The sequence below is a fragment of the Streptomyces ossamyceticus genome, from assembly GCF_001418475.1.
Lineage (GTDB): Bacteria > Actinomycetota > Actinomycetes > Streptomycetales > Streptomycetaceae > Streptomyces > Streptomyces ossamyceticus.
In genome coordinates this window covers 1-20,696 of record NZ_LIQX01000112.1, presented here as the reverse complement: position 1 = coordinate 20,696, position 20,696 = coordinate 1, and the positions used below count along the sequence as shown (strand labels likewise).

Genomic DNA, 20,696 nt, shown 5'->3' with positions numbered 1-20,696 from the left:
TCCTCGGCGACCTCGGCGCCGCCGGGCCGGTCGACGCGGACCACGTCGGCGCCGAGGTCGCCGAGGAGCATGGCGGCGAACGGTCCGGGGCCGATGCCCGCGAGTTCGACCACGCGCACACCGGCGAGCGGGCCGTGCCCGGGCGTCTTCGCCACTGCCATCGAGAGCCCCCAGCTCTGTGACACCGATGATGTAACACCAGTGATGTTAAGAACGTGTTCCACCGCGCACAAGGCCCAAGGTGAGCAAACGCTTAGCCATTGTGCCCAAGGTCGTGCCGGATGTCCCGGCGCGCGTCGGCCAGGATCAGCGGGTCTCCAGCTCCGCTATCAGGCGCTTCGGGGCGATCACGCGGTAGCTCTCCTCGACCCAGTCGCAGAGCAGCTCCGCGCTCGGGGCACCCGGCTCCTCCAGTGGGACGCGCACCCAACCGGCCTTGCCGAGGCCGTATCCGGCGGGCTCGGCTCCCGGACAGGTCAGGGCGTGGGTGTGGGTCTCCTCGTCCTTGAGCTTCACGGTGACGCCCAGCGGATGGCTGCCGTCGTCCACGCCGAGGAACACGAACACCTTCGTGTTGACCTTGGCGACGCTCTCGCCCCACGGGAACTCCTCGGCGGCGCCGGGCATGCCGAGGGCGAACTCGCGTACCTTCTCCCATTTTTTCAGGGCGTTCCTGGGAACGGCCACGGCCACCTCCGGATCCCGCGCGTTCGGCTGCTCGTCCCTCACGCTAGCCTCACCCACCGACAACGGCGCGGGGGCGAGGGCTGAGAGGTTCCATGAGCACGCACAGCAGGGCGGATCGGGCGTACGACATCGTGCTCTTCGGGGCGACGGGGTTCGTCGGCGAGCTCACCGCTGAGTATCTGGCCGAGCACGCGCCCGAGGGGCTGCGCTGGGCGCTGGCCGGGCGCAGCGCCGAGAAGCTGGCGGCACTGCGGGAACGGCTCCCCGACGGTGAGGGGATCGGTGTGCTCCGGGCGGACGTGTCCGATCCGGCGTCCCTGCGCGAACTCGCCCGGCAGGCGCGCGTGGTGGCCACGACGGTCGGCCCGTACATCACGTACGGGGAGGAACTGGTGGCCGCCTGCGCCGACGAGGGCACCGACTATCTGGACCTCACCGGTGAGCCCGAGTTCGTGGACCTGATGTTCGTCCGGCACGACGCACGCGCGCGGGAGACGGGCGCGCGGATCGTGCACGCGGCGGGCTTCGACTCGATCCCGCACGACCTGGGGGCGTACTTCACGGTGCGGCAGCTCCCGGAGGACGTGCCGATCACCGTCGACGGCTACGTGCGGGCGTCGGGGATGTTCTCGGGCGGTACGTTCCACTCCGCGCTGACGGGTTTCTCGCGGGCCCGGCAGACGGCGGCCGCCGCGCGGGACCGCAAGCGGCACGAGCCGCGGACGGTGGGGCGGCGGGCGTACGCGCCGGTGAGCGCGCCCCGTTACGCCAAGGAGGTCGGTGCGTGGGCCCTGCCGCTGCCGACCATCGACGCGCAGGTGGTGCAACGTTCGGCGCGGGCTCTGCGGCGCTACGGGCCGGACTTCCGCTACCGCCACTACGCCGCCGTCAGGACGTTGCCGTTCGCCGTGGGCGGGGTCGCGTTCGTGGGCGCGGTCGTCGCCGCGGCGCAAGTGCCGCCCGCCCGGCGCTGGTTGGGCAATCTGCACAAGCCGGGCGAGGGGCCGAGCGCCGAGACGCGGGCCAAGAGCTGGTTCTCGGTGCGGTTCGTGGGCGAGGGCGGCGGCCGGCGGGTCTTCACGGAGGTCGCGGGCGGTGACCCGGGCTACGGCGAGACGGCGAAGATGTTCGCCGAGTCGGCGCTCTGCCTCGCCCTCGACGAGCTTCCCCCCACCGCGGGCCAGGTCACGACGGCGGTGGCGATGGGCGACGCGCTGATCGAACGGCTGCGCGCGGCGGGCATCACGTTCCGGGTGGCCGCCGCCCGGTGACACGGGCTCGGCACGACGCCGTGAGGCGGCCGGGGGCCCACCGCCCCCGCCGCGCTCGCCCTACTGGGCCCACCCCGTCAGCGTGTAGACCATTCCGCCGATCCACGCGAGCCCGGCGATCAGGGCGAGCAGCAGTCCGGCCGTGACGGCCCGCTCGACGGGCTGGCTGGGGCTGGCGGCGGGCTTCGGGGCGCGGTGCGTCGTCATGCGGACCAGCCTGCCGATCATGACGACGCGCCGATATCCGTACTCGTACTCAGGTACGAAACCCGGACGTACTCACGTGCGCGCCCCTAGGGCTCAGCCGGCCGCCTCCCGCAGGGCCCGGCGACAGAGGGCGTCGGCGTGTCGGGTCGACTCCGGGATGCGGTAGGCCGGGGTCAGGGCGAGGGTGTGGGCGCAGGCGTTGTCGAGGGTCACGCGGTGGCCGACCGATACGAACACCGGTTTGACCCCGGTGCGGGTGCGCAGCGCGCGACCCACTTCCTCGGCGCCCGATCCCGTGGCGGCGAGGAGGGGCGAGGCACTGCCGCGCGGGGTGCCGGGGTCGTCATAGGTGAAGGTGAACGGGTTCTTGGCGACGCCGATCGTGGGGAGCCCGGTGAGGACGCCGAGGTGGCTGGCGAGGCCGAAGCGGCGGGGGTGGGCGAGGCCGTAGCCGTCGCAGACGACGAGACCGGGGTCGCACGGCAGCGCGTCGAGGACCGCGAGGACGGTCGGGATCTCCCGGAAGGCCAGCAGGCCGGGGACGTAGGGGAAGGAGACCTGTCCGATCGCCGTGGCCTCGGCGACCACGTCGAGGGTGGCCGCGTCCAGGACGACGGCCGCCGCCGCGACCACGTCCCGCTCGTCGTCGTACGCGACGTCGACGCCGGTGACGTGCCCGGTGCCGGGCGGCGGCCCGGTCTCGTCGAGGACCACCTTGCCGCGCAACTCGTCCTGCACGGCTCGGGCTTGATCGTCGGTGGCGGGCCAGCCCGCGGGGATGCGTACGGTCGTCATGGTCCGACGAGCGTACGCATCCCCGCCGTCAGCACGCCGCCCAGGGCTGCTCGGCTACTTCTCGGCTACTTGTCGAGGGCGCGCTCGAGCTGGCTCTTGTTCATGTCGGAACGGCCGCGGATGTTGCGCCGCTTGGCCTCCTCGTACAGCTGGTCGTACGTGGGTCCCTCGGACCCGCTGTGGGAGCGCTGCCCACCGCGCTTGCCGGACGACATGTCCTGCGTGGACGTACGGCTCGCGGTCCTGGACTCGCCGGACCGGGCGCGTTCCTTGTTGACCGTGCGGGCGGCGATCTCCTTGGCGCGCGACTCGCTCTCACCGCGGTCCTCGGCACTCTCCTTGATGTGCTCGTACTGGCGTTCCCGCTTGGGGCTCGAACCGCGAGGCATGCCCATCACTCCCTTCGTGACGCGAACACCGCACGGGTATCCCGGCGTGCTGGATCCAGTCCCGGCCGGCGCCCGTCCGCCTGCCTCGTCCCGCCCGTCCACCGACCGTCCCGTCAGTGCTCCAGCCGGGCCACGCGCCCCTTCTCCCCGGCGGCCCAGCAGCCGCGGTCGGGGGTGCAGTCGACCGTGTCGTACGAGCCGGTGTCGACCGTGCGCCAGGTGCGGCCGCCGTCGGTGGTGAGATCGGTGCCGGTGGGACCGACGGCGAGAGCGGTCGTACGGCTGTACGGGAGCCAGGTGACGCCGGAGCGGTAGGCGGGCGGTGGGTGGGCGGCGGGCGTCCAGCGGCGCCCGGCGTCGCCGGTGGTGGCCGCCGCGGTCGGGGACGGCTGGTCGGCGCGGTAGTCGCCGCCGACGGCGATGCCGTGGGCCCGGTCGCGGAAGGCGAGGGCGAAGACACCGCGGGCCGGGTCGCCCGCCGGGACGGGGGTGTCGGTGGCCGTCCAGGTCAGGCCGCGGTCGGCGGAGTGCAGCACACGCGCGCGTGCCGCTCCGCCGGTCGCCAGCCAGACGTCGCGCCGGCCCGAGCTGACCAGGCACTGCCCGCTCGCCGCGAAGCCCGCCTCGCCCTCCAGGGCGGGGGGCATGCCGTCGTCCGGCAGGACGTTCCAGGAGCGGCCGCCGTCCTCGGTGGACAGGATGCGGAACTTCCCGTCCACCGGGTCGCTCATGGCGAGCCCGTGGCGCGGGTCGAAGAAGGTCAGACAGTCGTAGAAGGCGCGCGGGTCGGTGTTGCGGAAGGTCTCGGTCCAGGTGGCGCCGCCGTCGTCCGTGCGGTACACGCGGGAAGCCTCGCCCTCGCCGATGGCCAGAACGACCGCCCGGCGTGCGTCGAACGCCTCGATGTCCCGGAACTGCAGATCCTGTGCGCCGGGCGGTGACACCGTGCGCCAGTGCTCGCCCCCGTCCCTCGTCCGCAGCACGGTGCCGCCGGTGCCGGCCAGCCAGGCCGTGTTCCGGCTGACCGCGGCCAGCCCGCGAAAGCGCACGTCAGTGCCGGTCTGCTTCAGTTCCCAGTGCGGTGGCCGACCGTCCCCGTGTGCCTGCGCGGGCACGGCCAGGGCGGCGGCGAGCGCCGTCGCGGCCAGTCCCATCGTCATCGTCCGACTCGTCCGGATCCTGCTTCTCGACTGCCCCAAGGCCCTCATGGCGGGCGAAGCTAGCCGACCCCCCGGGCGCCGTCCAGATGGCCTCGGCAGGGAACCGTGGGGCCGCGTGCGGTGTCCTCACGGGTATGCCGGGACCGCCGGACGAGAAATGGATCACCTCGGTGATTGGAGTCGGTGACAGAGGTCACTCGAAGCCCGCGTGCACGCATCGGCCCGATCCAGCGTCTCTTCACATGCCCGGCCATGCCGTCCGGAGTCCGTCCAGCCGTCACAAGGGAGCAAGGCGTTGTCCACCGTCATCGAGCAGCCCGTCGAGGCCCGTCTCGTCGCCGCCGCGCCGCGGATGCCGAGCATTCCCGCAACGCTCCACTACGACCGGAGCGACCCGTTCGCCGTCCGTATGACGTTCCCCGCCCCGGCGACGCTGGAGGGTGTCGAGGTCTGCTGGACCTTCGCCCGCGAGCTGATGGTGACCGGCATGGACGAGGCCGTCGGTCAGGGGGACGTCCGCGTCCGCCCGTACGGCTACGAGCGGCTGGTCATGGAGTTCCACGCCCCGGAGGGCACCGCCGTGGTGCACGTCCTCGCGGGTGAGGTGCGCCGCTTCCTGGAGCGGACGACCGAGCTGGTGCCGCTCGGCCTCGAACACCACCAGGTCGACCTGGACCGCGACCTGGCCGAGCTGATGCGGGACGCCTGCTGAGACCAGGCTTTCCGACGCCGCCCCGCCCAGGCCGGGGGCGGCCGGTCCGGGTGCCGATTTAATCCGTTGACACCCCAAGAACGCCCTCCTACCTTGTACAGCGGTCCTGTTGCCGTCGATTGGAGAAGGACGTTGCTCGTCTGAGGTCCTGAGACACCGCGTCACACATCATCGCCGTATCCCGGCTTCCTGTGTGCGTTGCGTGCGACCTCGGCGTACGAGCCGTCCCCCGGCAGCGGGCCTTCTTCCGGCCCCGCCCCAGCGGGTTCGCCCTCGCCTCGCAGTGTCGCGCTCGCGGTGTCCGCACGCGTTGCCCCGACCACCGCAAGCAACCGCGAGGCCCTTATGTCTACTCCCCTTTCCCTCACCTGCACGTCCCTGTCCTTCGCCTGGTCCGACGGCACGCCCGTCTTCGAGGACCTCCAGATCGCGTTCGGCCCCGGCCGGACGGGGCTCGTCGGGGTCAACGGGTCAGGGAAGTCCACCCTGTTGAAGCTGATCGCCGGGGAACTGACCCCGACCGACGGCACGGTCCGGGTGGCCGGCGAGGTCGGCTACCTCCCGCAGAACGTCACGCTCGACACCGCGCTGCGCGTCGACGAGGCGCTCGGCATCGCGGCGACCCGCGCCGCGCTGCACGCCATCGAGGCGGGCGACGTGGCCGAGGAGCACTTCGCGGCGGTCGGCGACGACTGGGACGTGGAGGAGCGCGCCCTGGCGACCCTCGGTCAGCTCGGGCTCGGCCACGTCGACCTGGACCGCACGATCGGCGAGATCTCGGGCGGCGAGTCGGTGCTGCTGCGCCTGGCCGCGCTGCTGCTGCGCCGCCCGGACGTGCTGCTCCTCGACGAACCCACCAACAACCTCGACCTGTTCGCCCGCCGTCGGCTGTACGACGCCGTCTCGGCGTGGTCCGGGGTGATGATCGTGGTCAGCCACGACCGCGAACTCCTCGACCTGGTCGACCAGATCGCCGATCTGCGCGCCGGGGAGGTCACCTGGTACGGCGGGAACTACTCCGTCTACGAGGAGGCGCTCGGCACCGAGCAGGAGGCGGCCGAACGGATGGTGCGGGTCGCCGAGGCCGATCTGAAGAAGCAGAAGCGCGAACTGGTCGACGCCCAGGTGAAACTGGCCCGGCGCAAGCGGTACGGCCAGAAGATGTTCGAGCAGAAACGCGAGCCCAAGATCGTCATGGGCGCCCGGAAACGGGCCGCCCAGGAGTCCGCCGGCAAGCACCGCATCATGCACGAGGAGAAGCTCGCCGAGGCCAAGGAGCGGCTCGACGAGGCGGTGGAGGCCGTACGGGACGACGACGAGATCCGCGTCGACCTGCCGTACACGGCCGTACCGCCGGGCCGCACCGTGCTCACCGCCCTGGACCTGCGGCTGCGGTACGGGGCCAGGGTGGACGGTGGCCTCGATCTGCGGGGCCCCGAGCGGATCGCGCTCGTCGGGCGCAACGGCGCGGGCAAGACCACACTGCTACGCACGATCGCGGGTGAGCTGGAGCCGGTGGGCGGCGAGGTGCAGGCGCACGTTCCGCTGCGGTTCCTGCCGCAGCGGCTCGACGTCCTCGACGACGGGCTGACCGTCGCCGAGAACGTGGCCCGGTACGCGCCGGGCGCCACCAACAACCGGGTGCGGGCCCGACTGGCCCGCTTCCTGTTCCGGGGCGCCCGCGCCGACCAGCCGGCGGCGACGCTGTCCGGCGGGGAACGCTTCCGGGCGGCCCTCGCCGCGCTGATGCTCGCCGAACCCGCCCCGCAGCTGCTGATGCTGGACGAGCCGACGAACAACCTGGACATGGCGAGCGTGCGCCAGCTGACGACGGCACTGGAGTCGTACGAGGGAGCCCTGATCGTGGCCGGCCACGACCTGCCGTTCCTGGAGTCCCTGGGCATCACCCGGTGGCTGCTGCTGGAGGAGGGAGGCCTGCGCACCACGACCCCGGAGGAGCTGGGGACGACCGGCTGATCCCGGCGGGCCGCGCCCGCCGCGGGACGCCCGGCGCCGGCTACCGCCGAGTATCTCAGGAGGGGCACAGCCTGGGTGCGGGGGTTTTGTCCTGGTGGGGCGGGGCTGCATGATGGCGGACCGGCGTCGCTTCACGGGCGCCGGAAAACCCTCGTTCGATTCGGAGTCCCACACGTGCCCAGCAAGAAGGCCCTCGTCCGTCGTCCCAGCCCCCGCCTGGCAGAGGGCCTCGTCACGCACGTCGAACGCGCGGAGGTGGACGTCGACCTCGCGGTCGAGCAGTGGGAGGCGTACGGGGAGGCACTGCGCACCCACGGCTGGGAGACCATCGAGGTCGACCCGGCCGACGACTGCCCGGACTCGGTGTTCGTCGAGGACACGGTGGTCATGTACAAGAACGTGGCGCTGATCGCGCGCCCCGGCGCCGAGTCCCGGCGGGAGGAGACCGCCGGGACCGAGGAGGCCGTGGCCGCGCTCGGCTGCTCGGTGAACTGGGTGTGGGACCCGGGCACGCTGGAGGGCGGCGACGTCCTCAAGGTCGGCGACACCGTCTTCGTGGGCCGCGGCGGACGCACCAACGCGGCCGGGGTCCAGCAGCTGCGGGCGGCGTTCGAGCCGCTCGGGGCGCGGGTCGTGTCCGTGCCGGTGACCAAGGTGCTGCATCTGAAGTCGGCGGTCACGGCGCTGCCGGACGGGACGGTCGTCGGGCACATCCCGAAGATGGACACGCCGTCGCTGTTCGGGCGCTTCCTGCCGGTACCGGAGGAGGCCGGGGCGCACGTCGTGCTGCTCGGCGGCGACAAACTGCTGATGGCGGCGAGCGCGCCGAAGACCGCGGAGCTCTACTCCGACCTCGGCTACGAGCCCGTCCTGGTCGACATCAGCGAGTTCGAGAAGCTGGAGGGCTGTGTGACATGCCTCTCGGTGCGCCTGCGGGAGCTGTACGTCTGACCGGGTGATCACCCGACCGTTTCGGCCCCTGGACCTGCGCGTCCAGGGGCCGTTCGGCATACCCGGCCGCCCGATGCAAGGCCTTTCTGATCAGGGGTCTTTACCGTGCGCTTAACCTACGTCTTCATAACCTACGGATACGTAGCCTACGATGCCGTAGGTTCAGTCACGCGCGCGTGACCGCACATGTGTTCATCCCCGGTCGTCCCCCTGGAGCCTCTGTGTCGCTCACTTCCCCTCTTCTCGGCAGCCCGTCCTCCGACTGGACCGACGCGCGGCTGCTGTACGCGCTGGAGGAAGTCGTCGAGAAGGAGCTCAACCGGCATCTGAAGGTCGCCAAGGACTGGATGCCGCACGAGTACGTCCCGTGGAGCGACGCCCGTAACTTCCCCGGTCTCTTCGAGGACGGCGAGGCCTGGGAGAAGCAGCAGTCGAAGGTCAGCGAGATCGGCCGTATCGCCCTCGTGGTGAACCTGCTGACCGAGGACAACCTGCCCAGCTACCACCACGAGATCGCCACGCTCTTCGGCCGGGACGGCGCCTGGGGCACCTGGGTGCACCGCTGGACCGCCGAGGAGGGCCGCCACGGCATCGTGATGCGCGACTACCTGCTCGCCTCGCGCGCGGTGGACCCGGACAAGCTCGAAGAGTTCCGCATGTCCCACATGGGCGAGGGCTTCGAGTCGGACAACCGGCACTCGATGCTGCACACGGTCGCGTACGTCGCCTTCCAGGAGCTGGCCACGCGCGTCTCGCACCGCAACACCGGCCACCACTCCGGTGACCCGGTCTGCGACCGCATGCTGGCGCGCATCGCGACCGACGAGAACCTCCACATGATCTTCTACCGGAACCTGCTGAAGGCCGCGTTCGAGTTCGCGCCCGACCTCACCATGCAGGCCGTCCGCGACGTCGTCGTCAACTTCCGCATGCCCGGCCACGGCATGCCCGGCTTCGAGCGCGCCGCCGCGCAGATGGCCATCGGCGAGGTGTACAACCTGCGCATCCACCACGACGACGTCCTCGCGCCCGTCATCCGCTTCCTGAAGATCATGGAGATCGACGGTCTCGGCCCCGAGGGCATGAAGGCCCAGGAGGAACTCGGCCTCTACCTGGGCGGCCTCGACGCGGAGGCCCGCAAGTTCGACGAGAAGCTCGCCGCCCGCAAGGCCCGGATGGCGGCCCGCGGGAAGGCGTGACCCCCACGCGGGAAAACACGGCTGACGCCGGGTGGACGGAGACCCGTCACCCGGCGTCAGCCGCGTCCGGCGCGCCGCAGGTGCAGTCTCTCCTTCTCGGACAGGCCGCCCCAGACGCCGAAGCGCTCGTCGTTGGCCAGGGCGTAGTCGAGGCAGGCGGTGCGCATCTCGCACATGCCGCAGATGCGCTTCGCCTCGCGTACCGAGCTGCCGGGGTCGGGAAAGAAGAAGTCGGCCCCCGTCTGCGCGCACAGCGCCCGCTCCTGCCAGGCGATGTCGACCGGGGTGATCGTGTCGATGTGCATGGAGAGGATCGTGCCGGTCGACGAAAAACGTTCGATCAACGCCGCATCAACACGGCGGCCCGGACCCCTGATGGTCCCTCCGGAGGACGCCCCCGCGCACGGCGGCGCGCGGAGGGATGCGCCTGCGAGGCCGCCTGACCACCTCGCTGCCGGGCCACCCGGCTGCCCGGCCGCCTGGGCGCCTGGGCGCCTACCCGCCCGGCCACCCCAGCCACCCGGCCGCTTGACTGCCCGGCCACCCGGCCACTTGGCCGCTTGACTGCCCGGCCACCTGCCCGCCCGGCCATCGCGTCTGATCGGCGCGGGACGCGCGCTACCGCCGCGGCCGACCGACCCGTCTTCGGTGACCACTCCGTCGGCCGAGCCCTGGCCGGGGCGCCCCGGCGATTGTCAGTGGGCGGTGCGAGACTCGACAGAAAGGCAGTGGGACCCCTCACGGACCCCTCGGAGGAGGGCCAGGATGCTCACGACCCGTTTTGTCACCGGCGCCCCGAACTGGATCGACCTCGGCACCCCCGACATCGAGGGAGCCAGCGCGTTCTACGCGCATCTCTTCGGCTGGGACTTCCGGTCGGCCGGCCCCGAGATGGGCGGCTACGGCTTCTTCCAGCTCGACGGCCGCACCGCCGCGGCCGGGATGCAGAACCCCCCGGAGCAGGGCCCGCCGTCGTGGAACGTCTACTTCCAGTCACCGGACGCGGACGCCACGACCAAGGCCACCGAGCAGGCGCACGGCTCGGTGCTGATGCGGCCCATGGATGTGGCGGAGGAGGGCCGGATGGCCATCCTCGCCGACCGGGCGGGCGTCCCCTTCGGTATCTGGCAGCCCCGCCGCACCACCGGCCTCGACGTCGTCATGGACCCCGGTTCGCTGTGCTGGGTGGAGCTGTACACCCCCGACCTGCCGGCCGCGGCGGGCTTCTACAACGCGGTGTTCGGCTGGGAGACCTCGGCGATGGACTTCGCGGGCGGCAGCTACACCTGTGTGAACCCTGCGGGCAAGGAGGAGAGGGACATGTTCGGCGGCATCGTCCCGCTGGACGCGGACCCCACCGAGGCGGAGTCCGGGCCGTACTGGCTGCCGTACTTCGAGGTCACGGACACCGACGAGACGGTGCGCAAGGCGCAGGAGCGGGGCGGCGGCGTCCGTATGCCCGCGACGGACCTGGCGGGCGTGGGCCGCATCGCCAAGCTGACCGACCCGTACGGGGCCCGCTTCGCGGTGATCAAGAGCGCGCCACCGCAGGGGTGAGAGCGGCGAGGACCCGACGGCGGTCCCGTGGGGCCGCCGCAGGCCGGGACGGCTCGGCGACGGGATCATCGGGATCCGCCGGGCGGAGCCGGGTCCCGACGCTCAGGGTCCGCTCACACCTCCCCCATCCCGTTTCTCCTCACCCACGTGACGCGGCGGGCGGGACGACCCGCTGGCCGAAGCCGCGCGCCTAGGACCGGCCCGCCCACCGTCAAGACCCGAACACGGAAAAGTCCTGAGAGCGCTCTCAGTCATAAGTCTTGACGACTCAACCTCCCCTGGGAACAGTGGGGGCACCACAGCAGGGGCCCCACCCCCTGTGCCTCCACTCCCCACTCCCAGGAGGCCCCACCATGCTCTCTCGTCGTACATTCCTCGCCGGAACCGCCGCCGTGATCGGCGCGCCCATGGCTGGGAGCGCTCTCACCTCTCCCGCCCGGGCCGCCGCGCCCACCACCTGCCAACTGGCCCTGCGCAACGCCTCGTTGTCGGGTACGGTCCGGGCGTACGTCACCGGGCACGAACAGGCGACCGGCGCCTGGGTGCTGCTGCGGGCCAACGGCAGCGTCTACCGGCCGACCTCGCCGTCGGCGCCGCACACACCGCTGCCGGTGGACTGCGCCATCCCACTCGGCCCCGCCGGCTCCGCGCCCGTCGTACTGACTCTCCCCCAGATGTTCGGCGCCCGCGTCTACTTCGTGCGCGACAACACCCTCGACTTCTTCCTCAACCCCGGTCCGGCGCTGGTCGAGCCGGCGTTCGCCACACCCGCCGATCCCAACTTCGGCAGGACGTGGTCGTTCTGCGAGTTCACGTTCGACACCACCCAGCTGTTCGCCAACATCAGCTACGTCGACCTGGTGACGGCCCTCCCCATCGGTCTGACCCTGGAGGGCGACACCACGCACACCGTGGCCCCGTTGCCGAGCGGCGCCGTGGACCGGATCGCCTCGGACCTGGTGGCCCAGGCCGCGAGGGACGGCCAGCCGTGGGACCGGCTCGTCATCCGGAGCGGCGACGGCCGGGTCCTGCGGGTCATCTCCCCGCAGAACCTGATGGCGCCGTACTTCGACCGGCCGGACCAGATGCCGTTCCGCTCCTACTGGGACGCGTACGTCAACCAGGTCTGGGACAAGTACCGTTCGACCGACCTGCGGATCGACCTCCAGGGCGGCCGGGGCGTGCTCACCGGCCGGGTCGTAGGCGACCGGCTCACCTTCACCGGGGGCCACTCCTTCGCCAAGCCCACCTCGAAGGACATCTTCACCTGCAACCACGGCCCGTTCGCCAACAACCCTGGCGACCCGGACCCCAAGAAGGCCCTCCTCGCCCGGATCGCCGCCGGCTTCAACCGCTCGCTCATGCTCACCCACCCCACGCAGCCGAACGGGTCCACGGCCGGCGACTACTACCGGGGACCCGTGACCAACCACTGGTCGCGCGTCGTCCACGCCAACTCGCCCATCGGGTACGCCTTTCCCTACGACGACGTACGCCCGGACGGCCAGCCGGACGTCTCCGGCGCGGCGCATGACGGCAACCCGCGACGGTTCACGGTGACGGTGGGCGCGTAGGGCCCCCGCGGGCCGCGGGCCAGACAGATCCGGCAGATCCGGCTGGTCACGCAGGTCACGCAGGTCACGCAGGTCACGGTCACGCACGCAGGTCCTGGGTCCCGCGGCTCACGCGGAGGCGCGGCGGATCAGGGTCGTCGGGAGGACGACGCTGGACGGTGCGCCGCCCAGGCCCTTGCCCGGGCCGGGGTCCGCGTCCTCGTCCCGGCCCCGTCGGTCGAGGCCCCGCAGGAGGAGTCGGGCCATCAACCGCCCCATCTCCTCTATGTCCTGACGGACCGTCGTCAGGGGCGGGTCGGCACCCTCCGCCACCGGCAGCATGTCGTCGAAGCCGATCACGGCCACGTCCTCCGGCACCCGCCGCCCCCGCTCCCGCAGCACCCGCAGGGCGCCGGCGGCCGAGAGGTCGTTCGCGGCGAACACCGCGTCCACCTCGGGGCAGCGGTCCAGGAGGACGCGCATCGCGCGCTCACCGCCGGCCGGGGTGAAGTCGCCCTCCACGATCAGCCGCGGGTCGGCGTCGACCATGACGTCACGGAAACCGTCGAGCCGGTCGACCGCGGAGGTCTGGTCGAGAGGGCCGGTGATGTGGGCGACCCGGGTGCGGCCGAGGCCGACGAGATGCCGTACGGCGTCCCGCGCTCCGCCCCGGTTGTCACTGTCGACGTAGACGGTGGGACCGTCGCCGCGCGGACCGTCACCCCAGCCCGGCCGTCCGCCGAACACGGTCGGCACACCGGCGCCCCGGATCAGTCCCGGCAGCGGGTCGTCGAGGTGCAGGGAGAAGACGAGCGCCCCGTCGACATGCCCGCCCGCGAGATACCGGCCGACCCGCGCGTAGTCCTCGGGCCCCTCGGTGAGCAGCAGGACGAGCTGGGAGTCGTGGGCCGTCAGTTCCTTGCTGATCCCGCGCAGTTGGAGGGCGAAGAAGGGATCCGCGAAGACCCTGGCCTCCGGTTCGGCGATCACGACGGCCACCGCGTCGTGGCGCCGGGTGACCAGGCTGCGGGCCGCCTGGTTGGGGACGTAGCCGAGTTCCTCGACCGCCCGGCGCACCCGTTCCACCAGCGGCTCGCGAACGCCGTCGCCCCCGTTGACGACACGGGACACGGTGGCCCGTGACACCCCGGCGCGCGCGGCCACGGCCTCCAACGTGGGACGCGACACTGCCTCGGTCACTTCGGGACTCCTCAAGAGCGGGTGGGGATCAGGATAGCCGCGGCCCGGCCGGCCTGAGAGCGCTCCCGGATCGGGCGCGGGCGTCCGCCGGAATTCGGTTGCGCCGGGGTCGAGGCGGCCGTGAGGATCACCGTATGACCATGAGAAAGGCCCATGACGCCTGACCGCCTCGCCCCGTACGCCCGTCTCCCCCGCGCGTACCACGATCTACGTCTCCTCCACAGCACGGTCGACGCCTTCGGCCGCGCCCACTGGCTGCTCCGGACGCCCGCGGAAACACCGGGACCGTACGACGCGGTGGTCGTCACCGTCGACGACGGCGCCTCGTACGCGACCACGCTCAGTTCGGTGTCGGCCCGCCACCCCAGGATCGACGCGCTCCCGGACGGCGGCTTCGTCGTCGCCGACGCGCGCAGCCGGACGGGTGACGAGCAGGTCCAGGTCTTCGACGCGCTGGGACGACCCTCCTGGACGTTCCGCGTCGGCGACGCCATCGAACACCTGCTGACCGACGTGTCCGGCGACCTGTGGATCGGCTACTTCGACGAGGGTGTGTTCGGCGACGATCCCCTCAGCGCGGCGGGCGCGCGCCGCTGGAGCGCCACGGGCGAGGCCCTGTGGGAGTACAGTCCGCCGCCCGGCGGTGACTGGATCGCCGACTGCTACGCGCTGAACGTGGACCGTCGCGCCGCCTGGGTGTATCCGTACACGTCCTTCCCGCTGGTGGAGATACGCGACGGCCGACCGCCGCGCCTGCGGACGACGCCGGTCCAGGGCGCGTCGGGCGTGGCCGTGGACGGGGAACGCGTCGCGTTCCTCGGCGGGTACCGCAAGGACCGCGACCGCCTGACCCTCGCCTCGCTCGGCGAGACCACGGTCGAGGTCCGCAGCACCAGCCGTGTGACGTGCGCCGACGGCACCCCGCTGTACCGCCGGCGACACGTCGTGTCGCGGGGGTCGCGCCTCTACGTCCGGGAACGGTCGAGCACCGAGTGGGGCGTGCTGGACATCAGCGGGAGCTGAGGCGGGGCGCACCGGCGGGCAGGGCTCAGTGCGCGTGCTCCTGCCTGCGCTCCGGCTTGTGCTCCTGCTTGCCCTGTTGCTTGTTCTCCTGTCTGTGCTCGTGCGGCTCGTACCCCGGGATCGTGCCGTCCGGCTTGCGGACCAGGAACAGACCGACCATGCCCATGTCGGAGTGGCTCTGGACGTGGCAGTGGTACATCCAGGCGCCGGCGCCGACACCCTCGCCGGCGATGATCTGGAAGCCGAAGGAGTCGGCGGGGCCGCAGATCTTGTTGTCGATGACCTGGCTGGGGTCGTCGGGGCCGGTCAGCTGGCCCGTGCGGTTGTCGGCCCAGCGATGTCCGTGCAGGTGGAAGGTGTGGTAGTACTCCCCGTGGGTGATGACGACCCACTCCACGCGGTCGCCGACCGTCGCGTCGAAGTTGGGTCCGGTGTGGGCCGGCTTGTTGTTGATGAGCATGTCGTTGAAGACGACGGTGACGGTCTTGTCGGGCAGGACATCACCCTGGCGACGGACGATCACGGGCCCGTAGAGGCCCTTGCGGATGCCGGTCGTGCCGTGCTCCGTGCCGACGACATGGTCGTGGTAGTGCCAGTACCCCGCGCTGCCCGCCCGCCAGGTGCCGTCCTTGCGCCGGCCGGGCGCGTGCGTCCGCCAGGTGTACGTACGGGTGCCACCGGGCTCGACGTCGCTCTTGTTGAGGGCGGTGCCGTCGCTGGAGGTCTCGTAGTCCAGGCCGTGGACGTGCAGGCTCGCCCGGACGTCCATGGTGTTCTCGAACTCGATGTGCAGCGTGTCGCCTTCGTTCAGTTCGATCAGCGGGCCGGGGACGGACGCCTTGCCCTTCTCCAGGCCGTAGCCCATCTGGCCGTCCGCCAGTTTCTCGGCGTACAGCTTGATGTGCCGGACCTCGCCGCCCGCGGGGGCGGTCCGCGCGGTGGTGTCGGCGCTCACGGCCTCGGGGGCGCCGATGGTGTCGACGGCCACGGACAACGATGTCGCGGCGGCCGCGCCACCCAGCAGCAGCCGTCGGTTGAAGCCTCGTCTGTCCAGTCCGTCCATCCGGAACTCCCCATGCGAGTAAGGCATTTACGACAACGCGCCTGAGTCTGTGGTGAACCTGTGAGACGGTAGCGGCACCGCATGTGTTTATCCACACCCAGGACAAAGTTTGTGGCATTCCGGTCATAGGTATTGGCGCGCCGCGCAAAGGGGTCTAACTTCCTTGGCGCTGCGGCTGTGACCGAGGAGGTGCCCATGTACTTACGAGGGTTGAGCGACACGAGAACGCGGGGAAGACGGCCCTGGGCGGCCGTCGTGACCGCCTCGGTCCTGGCCGCGGGGCTGCTGTCCGGCCCCGCTGCGCATGCCCGCCCCGCGCCGGAACCCGGGCTGACAACGATGTCGATCACCTCACCCCCGGGCGGCTCGGGCCCGCGGGTGCTGGTCTTCCACGGCTCGGCGGCCGCCGGTGAGGAGTCGCCTCTCGTCAACGCCGGAATCGAGGCGATCGAGCGGATCGGGCTGTCCGGGCCCGCGGCCGAACGCTTCGAGGTCGTCGCCACCGACGACGCCTCCGTGTTCACCGACGGGGTCCGCCTCGGCGGGTTCAACGCGGTGGTCTTCCTCACCGGAGGCGGTGACGTCCTCGACCCTGAGCAGGAGGCGGGCCTGGAGGCGTACATGGAGGCGGGCGGCGGTTTCGTCGGCATCCACGACGCGGCGCGCGCCGAGCCGTACTCCGACTGGTTCACGGGGCTGATCGGCGCGCGCCCGGCCGCGTCGAGCCCGACATCGGTGCAGCGGGCGACGGTCGAGGTCGGTGACCGGAGGCACCCGGCGACCAAGGACCTGCCGGTGCAGTGGAAGCGGCCCGACAAGTGGTTCAACTGGGTGAAGAACCCGTCCGGCGCCGTCCACACCGTGGCCCGCGTGCGCGAGTCCACGTATCGGCCGGGTGCGAGCGCCAACGGCTGGGACCATCCCATGAGTTGGTGCCGTGACTACGACGGCGGCCGCTCCTTCTACACAGGCATGGGCGGGACGGTGTCGGCGTACGACGAGACCGACTTCCGTACACATCTGCGGGGCGCCCTGTTGTGGACGTCCCGGCTGACCCGGGCCGACTGCAAGGCGACGATCGACGCCAACTACAAGGCGGAGCGGCTGACCCGGCCCAACCAGCCCGGGCAGAACGACCAGATCGGCGAACCGCACGGACTGGTCACCGCCCCCGACGGACGGGTCCTCTACATCGGTCGCGGCGGCGCGGACTCCTCGCAGCCGGTGGTCACCGACTGGAACGACCCGGACATCGGCAAGGGCAAGGGCGAGGTCCACGTCTACGACCCGCGGACCAGGCAGGTCACCCTGGCCGGCGCCCTCACCGTCTTCGGCAACAAGGGCGGCGGCGACGAGCTGATCAAGGTCGAGGAGGGTCTGCTGGGCATCGAGCTGGACCCCGGCTTCCAGCGGAACGGCTGGGTGTATCTGCACTACACGCCGCACGAGCGGATCAACCGCGACACCCGGACGGCCGAGCGCCGCGTCTCCCGTTTCACGCTCGACCTCGCGACCAACAAGCTGGACCTGGGCAGCGAGAAGGTGCTGCTCACGTGGCCGGTGCAGATCCACAGCTGCTGTCACGCGGGCGGCGGGATGGCCTGGGACTCGCGGGGCAACCTGTACATCGCGACCGGTGACAACAACTCCAGTGGCTTCAGCGCCGGTTACTCGGGCAACAACCCGCAGCCGAACTACAAGGGCGTCTCCTTCGCCGACGCGCGCCGCACGGCAGGGAACACCAACAACCTCAACGGCAAGATCCTGCGCATCCACCCGGAGCCGGACGGCACGTACACCCTGCCCGCCGGCAACCTCTTCGCCGGGAAGGAGACCGACGAGGGAGGCGGGAAGACGCGCGGCGAGATCTATGTGATGGGGGTCCGGAACCCCGCGCGGATCTTCGTGGACAGGAAGACGGACGTCCTCTACGCCGGCTGGGTCGGCCCGGACGCCTCGACGCCGTCGACGACCTGGGGCCCGGCGAAGTACGACACGTTCGCCGTCATCACCGAGGCGGGCAACCGGGGCTGGCCGTACTGCATGGGCAACGAGCAGCCGTACCGGGACCGCAACCTGCCGGACCCGTCGAAACCGCTCGGCTGGTACGACTGCGACCACCCGAAGAACGAGTCCCCCAACAACGACGGGCTCGTCAACCTGCCCCCGGTGACCGGCAACAACATCTGGTACTCACCGCAGGGCGGCGCCCCCGACTTCCCGAGGGACGCGAACGGCGTCCCCTCCTACAGGAGCGAGGACGCCACGTACCTGCTGCCCTGGCTGAAGGGGGGCGGGCAGGCCGCGATGAACGGCCCGGTCTACCGCTACGACCCCGCCGCGACCGGCTCCGGCCAGTGGCCCGCGTACTGGGACGGCAAGTGGTTCGTCGGCGACTTCTACGACGCCGACCAGCCGCGGCACGCCGTGCTCACCGACCCGAAGAACCACGGCGGCGGCGGACTCCCGATCCACGCCGAGACGCTGAAACGGATCATCCCGGTCGGCAACGACGGCATCAAGAACCTCATGGACTGGAAGTTCGGGCCGGACGGGGCCCTCTACCTCCTCGACTACGGGCGCGGCTTCTTCACCTCCGACGCCAAGTCCGCCCTGTGGCGGGTGACCTACACGGGCGGCGGTCCCACGCCGTCCGCCGACCAACTCGCGAGGGGTGCGCGGTGATGCGGGAGAGACGTCTGTGGGTGGCCCTGGGGGCGGCCCTGCTGATGGTGCTCGGTCTCACGGCGACGCCCGCCTCCGGGCGGGCCGAGCCGGCCGCCGGGGCCGCGGCCCCGGCGGCCCAAGCGGCCCAGGTGCTCACCTGGACCGCGGGCGACGACATCACCAAGTACACGAGCGCGCCGAGGACCGCGGTGGCGGGCGTGACGACCCTCGTGTTCGAGAACAGCACGGCCACCGGCAACACGATGGGCATGCCGCACACCCTGACGTTCGACGTCTCCGACCCCGAGTACAACCACGACGTCCCGCTGAACATCCTCGCCAACCCGAACGACGACCGGGGCGGGCGCCACACCGCCGAGGTCACGCTCACCCCCGGCCGCTACCGCTACTACTGCACCATCCCCGGCCACGGGCAGATGCAGGGCATCCTCGTGGTCACCGAGGGCACCGGCGAGGACACCACCGCGCCCGCGACCTCGGCGACCGTGAGCGGCACCCGGAACTCCCAGGGCGCGTACGTCGGTTCGGCGACCGTCACCGTCACCGCGACCGACACGGGCGGCTCCGGGGTCGAGCGGATCGAGTACGCGACCGGCGACTCGGGCGCCTGGGTGCCGTACACCACCCCCGTCGTGACGGACCGGGTGGGCAGCCACAAGGTCCGCTACCGGGCCGTCGACAAGGCGGGCAACACGGCCGCCGAGAAGAGCGTCGAGTTCACCGTCGTCGCCCCGCCGACAGACGACACCACCGCGCCGGAGACCTCGGCGACGGTGACCGGTGAGCGCGACGCGCAGGGCCAGTACGTCTCCATGGCCACCGTCACCGTCTCCGCGTCGGACACCGGCTCGGGGGTCAACACCGTCGAGTACGCGCTCGGTGCCTCGGGCGCCTGGCGTCCGTACACGGCTCCGGTGATGGTCCACGAGGTCGGCACGCACACCGTGCGGTACCGGGCGACGGACAAGGCGGGCAACGTCTCGGCGGAGAAGAACGTCGCGTTCACGGTCGTGGCCCCGCCCGCCGCCGACACGACACCGCCGGTGACCGGGGTGACCGTCGAGGGCGAGCGGAACGCGGCCGGCGCCTACCTGAGGAACGCGAAGGTCACCGTCAGCGCCACGGACCACGGCGGGTCGGGGGTGGCCGCGATCGAGTACTCCCTGGACGGTGGCCCCTATCTCGCCTACGCCTCCCCCGTGGTCGTCGACCGCGCGGGCACGCACACCGTGGCGTACCGGGCGAGCGACAAGGCGGGCAACACCGCCCCGGCGCGCTCCGCGACCTTCACGGTCGTCGCAGGCGGCGGCGTCCCCGCGCCCAACTGCGCCGAGTACGACGAGCGGTTGACGGTGTTCGTCGGCACGATCGACTCGGGCGTGCCGAACCGGGTGACAGACAACCGGTGCCGGATCAACGAGTTGATCGAGGACGAGAAGGAGTGGACGTCCCACGCCCTGTTCCTCAAGCACGTCGACACCGTGCTGGACAGGCTGCTGAAGGACGGGGTCGTCGATCAGCGCGAGTACGACGCGGTGAAGGAAGCGGCGGCGGAGTCCGGCATCGGCAGGCCCGGGCAGACCGGGGGCTACCGCACGATCCTCGACGGCACGGCCGAGTCGTTCGCCAAGTGGCAGCAGGTGGGCGGCGGTTCGTTCGCCCGGAACGCCGACGGCTCGATCACGTCCGGGACGACGAAGGACGGGCTGGGCATGCTGTGGTTCCCGGAGCGGAAGTACGGCGACTTCTCGCTGCGCCTCCAGTGGCGTGACGACGCGCCCGGCAGATCCAACGCCAACTCCGGTGTCTTCGTGCGGTTCCCGTGGGTCCACGAGCACCCGGAGGAGTCACGGCCGGAGTGGGTCGCCATCAAGTACGGCCACGAGGTGCAGGTCCTGGACCGGCCCGACGGCGACATGTACAAGACGGGGTCGGTCTACGGCTTCGACCGGGTGGGGCTCGCCGGCGCCGGCGTCACACAGAAGGGCACCTGGAACGACTACGAGATCCGCGTGGTCGACCAGCACTACTCCGTGTACCGCAACGGGGTGCTGATCAACGAGTTCGACAACACCGGCGGCCAGGACTTCGCCCCGCCCCGCGCGGACGATCCGGGCACGGACGGGCGGCGGTTCGCCTCCGGCTACCTCGGACTCCAGGTGCACGGCACGACGGACGTGGTCTCCTACCGGGACATCCGGATCAAGGAGCTGTAGGGCCCGCCCGCCCACGCCCCGTTGTCAGTGGCGTACGGCATGCTGTGA

Annotated in this window: 19 protein-coding genes; 10 read left to right on the top strand and 9 right to left on the bottom strand. The window is 71.4% G+C overall.

Annotated elements, in window-relative coordinates; translation table 11 throughout:
- Positions 1 to 161: CoA transferase (locus AOK15_RS41885; protein WP_205632109.1), on the bottom strand; the 161-nt coding region annotated here is incomplete at its 3' end.
- Positions 162 to 306: 145 nt separating this feature from the next.
- Positions 307 to 687, bottom strand: coding sequence for an MmcQ/YjbR family DNA-binding protein (locus AOK15_RS10275; protein ID WP_055515072.1), 381 nt, complete (start codon positions 685 to 687; stop codon positions 307 to 309).
- 92 nt (positions 688 to 779) lie between these two features.
- On the opposite strand from AOK15_RS10275, the gene AOK15_RS10270 reads away from it, so the two are divergent.
- On the top strand, positions 780 to 1,958 hold the full coding sequence (locus AOK15_RS10270) for a saccharopine dehydrogenase family protein (RefSeq protein ID WP_055515065.1): 1,179 nt from the start codon (positions 780 to 782) through the stop codon (positions 1,956 to 1,958).
- Positions 1,959 to 2,018: 60 nt separating this feature from the next.
- On the opposite strand, the gene mmpA is transcribed toward AOK15_RS10270, so the two are convergent.
- From mmpA to AOK15_RS10255, 4 genes are all read right to left on the bottom strand, one after another.
- A complete protein-coding gene (gene mmpA, locus AOK15_RS45560) occupies positions 2,019 to 2,165 on the bottom strand; it encodes a morphogenic membrane protein MmpA (RefSeq protein ID WP_167738806.1) in 147 nt (48 codons plus the stop codon).
- A gap of 93 nt (positions 2,166 to 2,258) precedes the next feature.
- Positions 2,259 to 2,960, bottom strand: coding sequence for an endonuclease V (locus AOK15_RS10265; RefSeq protein ID WP_055515063.1), 702 nt, complete (start codon positions 2,958 to 2,960; stop codon positions 2,259 to 2,261).
- A gap of 65 nt (positions 2,961 to 3,025) precedes the next feature.
- Positions 3,026 to 3,349 carry a hypothetical protein gene (locus tag AOK15_RS10260; RefSeq protein ID WP_055515070.1) on the bottom strand — a complete coding sequence of 108 codons (324 nt, stop codon included), beginning with the start codon at positions 3,347 to 3,349 and terminating at the stop codon, positions 3,026 to 3,028.
- Positions 3,350 to 3,462: 113 nt separating this feature from the next.
- Positions 3,463 to 4,509, bottom strand: coding sequence for a WD40/YVTN/BNR-like repeat-containing protein (locus AOK15_RS10255; protein ID WP_055515061.1), 1,047 nt, complete (start codon positions 4,507 to 4,509; stop codon positions 3,463 to 3,465).
- A gap of 295 nt (positions 4,510 to 4,804) precedes the next feature.
- On the opposite strand from AOK15_RS10255, the gene ssgD reads away from it, so the two are divergent.
- The 4 genes from ssgD (at position 4,805) to AOK15_RS10235 (ending at position 9,348) form a co-directional block, all read left to right on the top strand.
- Positions 4,805 to 5,221, top strand: a complete 417-nt coding sequence (gene ssgD, locus AOK15_RS10250) for a spore wall synthesis regulator SsgD (protein WP_055515059.1) — start codon at positions 4,805 to 4,807, stop codon at positions 5,219 to 5,221.
- A 345-nt stretch (positions 5,222 to 5,566) separates the two neighbouring features.
- Positions 5,567 to 7,198: an ABC-F family ATP-binding cassette domain-containing protein gene (locus tag AOK15_RS10245; protein WP_055515057.1), complete on the top strand. Its 1,632-nt coding sequence runs from the start codon at positions 5,567 to 5,569 to the stop codon at positions 7,196 to 7,198.
- 174 nt (positions 7,199 to 7,372) lie between these two features.
- Positions 7,373 to 8,149: a dimethylargininase gene (gene ddaH / locus AOK15_RS10240; RefSeq protein WP_055515055.1), complete on the top strand. Its 777-nt coding sequence runs from the start codon at positions 7,373 to 7,375 to the stop codon at positions 8,147 to 8,149.
- 221 nt (positions 8,150 to 8,370) lie between these two features.
- Positions 8,371 to 9,348 carry an acyl-ACP desaturase gene (locus tag AOK15_RS10235; RefSeq protein WP_055515052.1) on the top strand — a complete coding sequence of 326 codons (978 nt, stop codon included), beginning with the start codon at positions 8,371 to 8,373 and terminating at the stop codon, positions 9,346 to 9,348.
- Between the two features lie 56 nt (positions 9,349 to 9,404).
- Here AOK15_RS10235 and AOK15_RS10230 read toward each other — a convergent pair whose 3' ends face one another.
- A complete protein-coding gene (locus AOK15_RS10230) occupies positions 9,405 to 9,653 on the bottom strand; it encodes a WhiB family transcriptional regulator (protein WP_180303658.1) in 249 nt (82 codons plus the stop codon).
- Positions 9,654 to 10,113: 460 nt separating this feature from the next.
- Here AOK15_RS10230 and AOK15_RS10225 point away from each other — a divergent pair, with 460 nt between their 5' ends.
- Positions 10,114 to 10,905, top strand: coding sequence for a VOC family protein (locus tag AOK15_RS10225; RefSeq protein WP_055515049.1), 792 nt, complete (start codon positions 10,114 to 10,116; stop codon positions 10,903 to 10,905).
- Between the two features lie 353 nt (positions 10,906 to 11,258).
- Complete coding sequence (locus AOK15_RS10220; protein WP_055515047.1) at positions 11,259 to 12,479, top strand: glycoside hydrolase family 64 protein; 1,221 nt, start codon at positions 11,259 to 11,261, stop codon at positions 12,477 to 12,479.
- A gap of 108 nt (positions 12,480 to 12,587) precedes the next feature.
- On the opposite strand, the gene AOK15_RS10215 is transcribed toward AOK15_RS10220, so the two are convergent.
- On the bottom strand, positions 12,588 to 13,658 hold the full coding sequence (locus AOK15_RS10215) for a LacI family DNA-binding transcriptional regulator (protein ID WP_055515044.1): 1,071 nt from the start codon (positions 13,656 to 13,658) through the stop codon (positions 12,588 to 12,590).
- 153 nt (positions 13,659 to 13,811) lie between these two features.
- On the opposite strand from AOK15_RS10215, the gene AOK15_RS10210 reads away from it, so the two are divergent.
- A complete protein-coding gene (locus AOK15_RS10210; protein WP_055515042.1) occupies positions 13,812 to 14,681 on the top strand; it encodes a hypothetical protein in 870 nt (289 codons plus the stop codon).
- A gap of 25 nt (positions 14,682 to 14,706) precedes the next feature.
- Here the strand turns inward: AOK15_RS10210 and AOK15_RS10205 are convergent, their stop codons facing one another.
- The gene (locus tag AOK15_RS10205; protein WP_055515068.1) at positions 14,707 to 15,735 is read right to left on the bottom strand and encodes a multicopper oxidase domain-containing protein; all 1,029 of its coding nucleotides are present in this window, start codon (positions 15,733 to 15,735) and stop codon (positions 14,707 to 14,709) included.
- 204 nt (positions 15,736 to 15,939) lie between these two features.
- Between AOK15_RS10205 and AOK15_RS10200 the strand changes: the two genes are divergently transcribed.
- Both AOK15_RS10200 and AOK15_RS10195 read left to right on the top strand, forming a co-directional pair.
- Positions 15,940 to 18,429, top strand: a complete 2,490-nt coding sequence (locus AOK15_RS10200) for a ThuA domain-containing protein (RefSeq protein WP_079058400.1) — start codon at positions 15,940 to 15,942, stop codon at positions 18,427 to 18,429.
- Entirely contained in the window at positions 18,429 to 20,648 is a 2,220-nt protein-coding gene (locus tag AOK15_RS10195) for an OmpL47-type beta-barrel domain-containing protein (RefSeq protein ID WP_205632108.1), read from the top strand. Before AOK15_RS10200 ends, AOK15_RS10195 begins: the two co-directional genes overlap by 1 nt.
- Positions 20,649 to 20,696: the final 48 nt, after the last annotated feature.

Coding starts and splice junctions, on each gene's coding strand:
- AOK15_RS10270 (WP_055515065.1), top strand. CDS start 780: ATGAGCACGCACAGCAGGGCGGATCGGGCGTACGACATCGTGCTCTTC.
- mmpA (WP_167738806.1), bottom strand. CDS start 2,165: ATGACGACGCACCGCGCCCCGAAGCCCGCCGCCAGCCCCAGCCAGCCC.
- AOK15_RS10265 (WP_055515063.1), bottom strand. CDS start 2,960: ATGACGACCGTACGCATCCCCGCGGGCTGGCCCGCCACCGACGATCAA.
- AOK15_RS10260 (WP_055515070.1), bottom strand. CDS start 3,349: ATGCCTCGCGGTTCGAGCCCCAAGCGGGAACGCCAGTACGAGCACATC.
- AOK15_RS10255 (WP_055515061.1), bottom strand. CDS start 4,509: ATGACGATGGGACTGGCCGCGACGGCGCTCGCCGCCGCCCTGGCCGTG.
- AOK15_RS10245 (WP_055515057.1), top strand. CDS start 5,567: ATGTCTACTCCCCTTTCCCTCACCTGCACGTCCCTGTCCTTCGCCTGG.
- AOK15_RS10230 (WP_180303658.1), bottom strand. CDS start 9,653: ATGCACATCGACACGATCACCCCGGTCGACATCGCCTGGCAGGAGCGG.
- AOK15_RS10225 (WP_055515049.1), top strand. CDS start 10,114: ATGCTCACGACCCGTTTTGTCACCGGCGCCCCGAACTGGATCGACCTC.
- AOK15_RS10220 (WP_055515047.1), top strand. CDS start 11,259: ATGCTCTCTCGTCGTACATTCCTCGCCGGAACCGCCGCCGTGATCGGC.
- AOK15_RS10210 (WP_055515042.1), top strand. CDS start 13,812: ATGACGCCTGACCGCCTCGCCCCGTACGCCCGTCTCCCCCGCGCGTAC.
- AOK15_RS10200 (WP_079058400.1), top strand. CDS start 15,940: ATGTACTTACGAGGGTTGAGCGACACGAGAACGCGGGGAAGACGGCCC.
- AOK15_RS10195 (WP_205632108.1), top strand. CDS start 18,429: ATGCGGGAGAGACGTCTGTGGGTGGCCCTGGGGGCGGCCCTGCTGATG.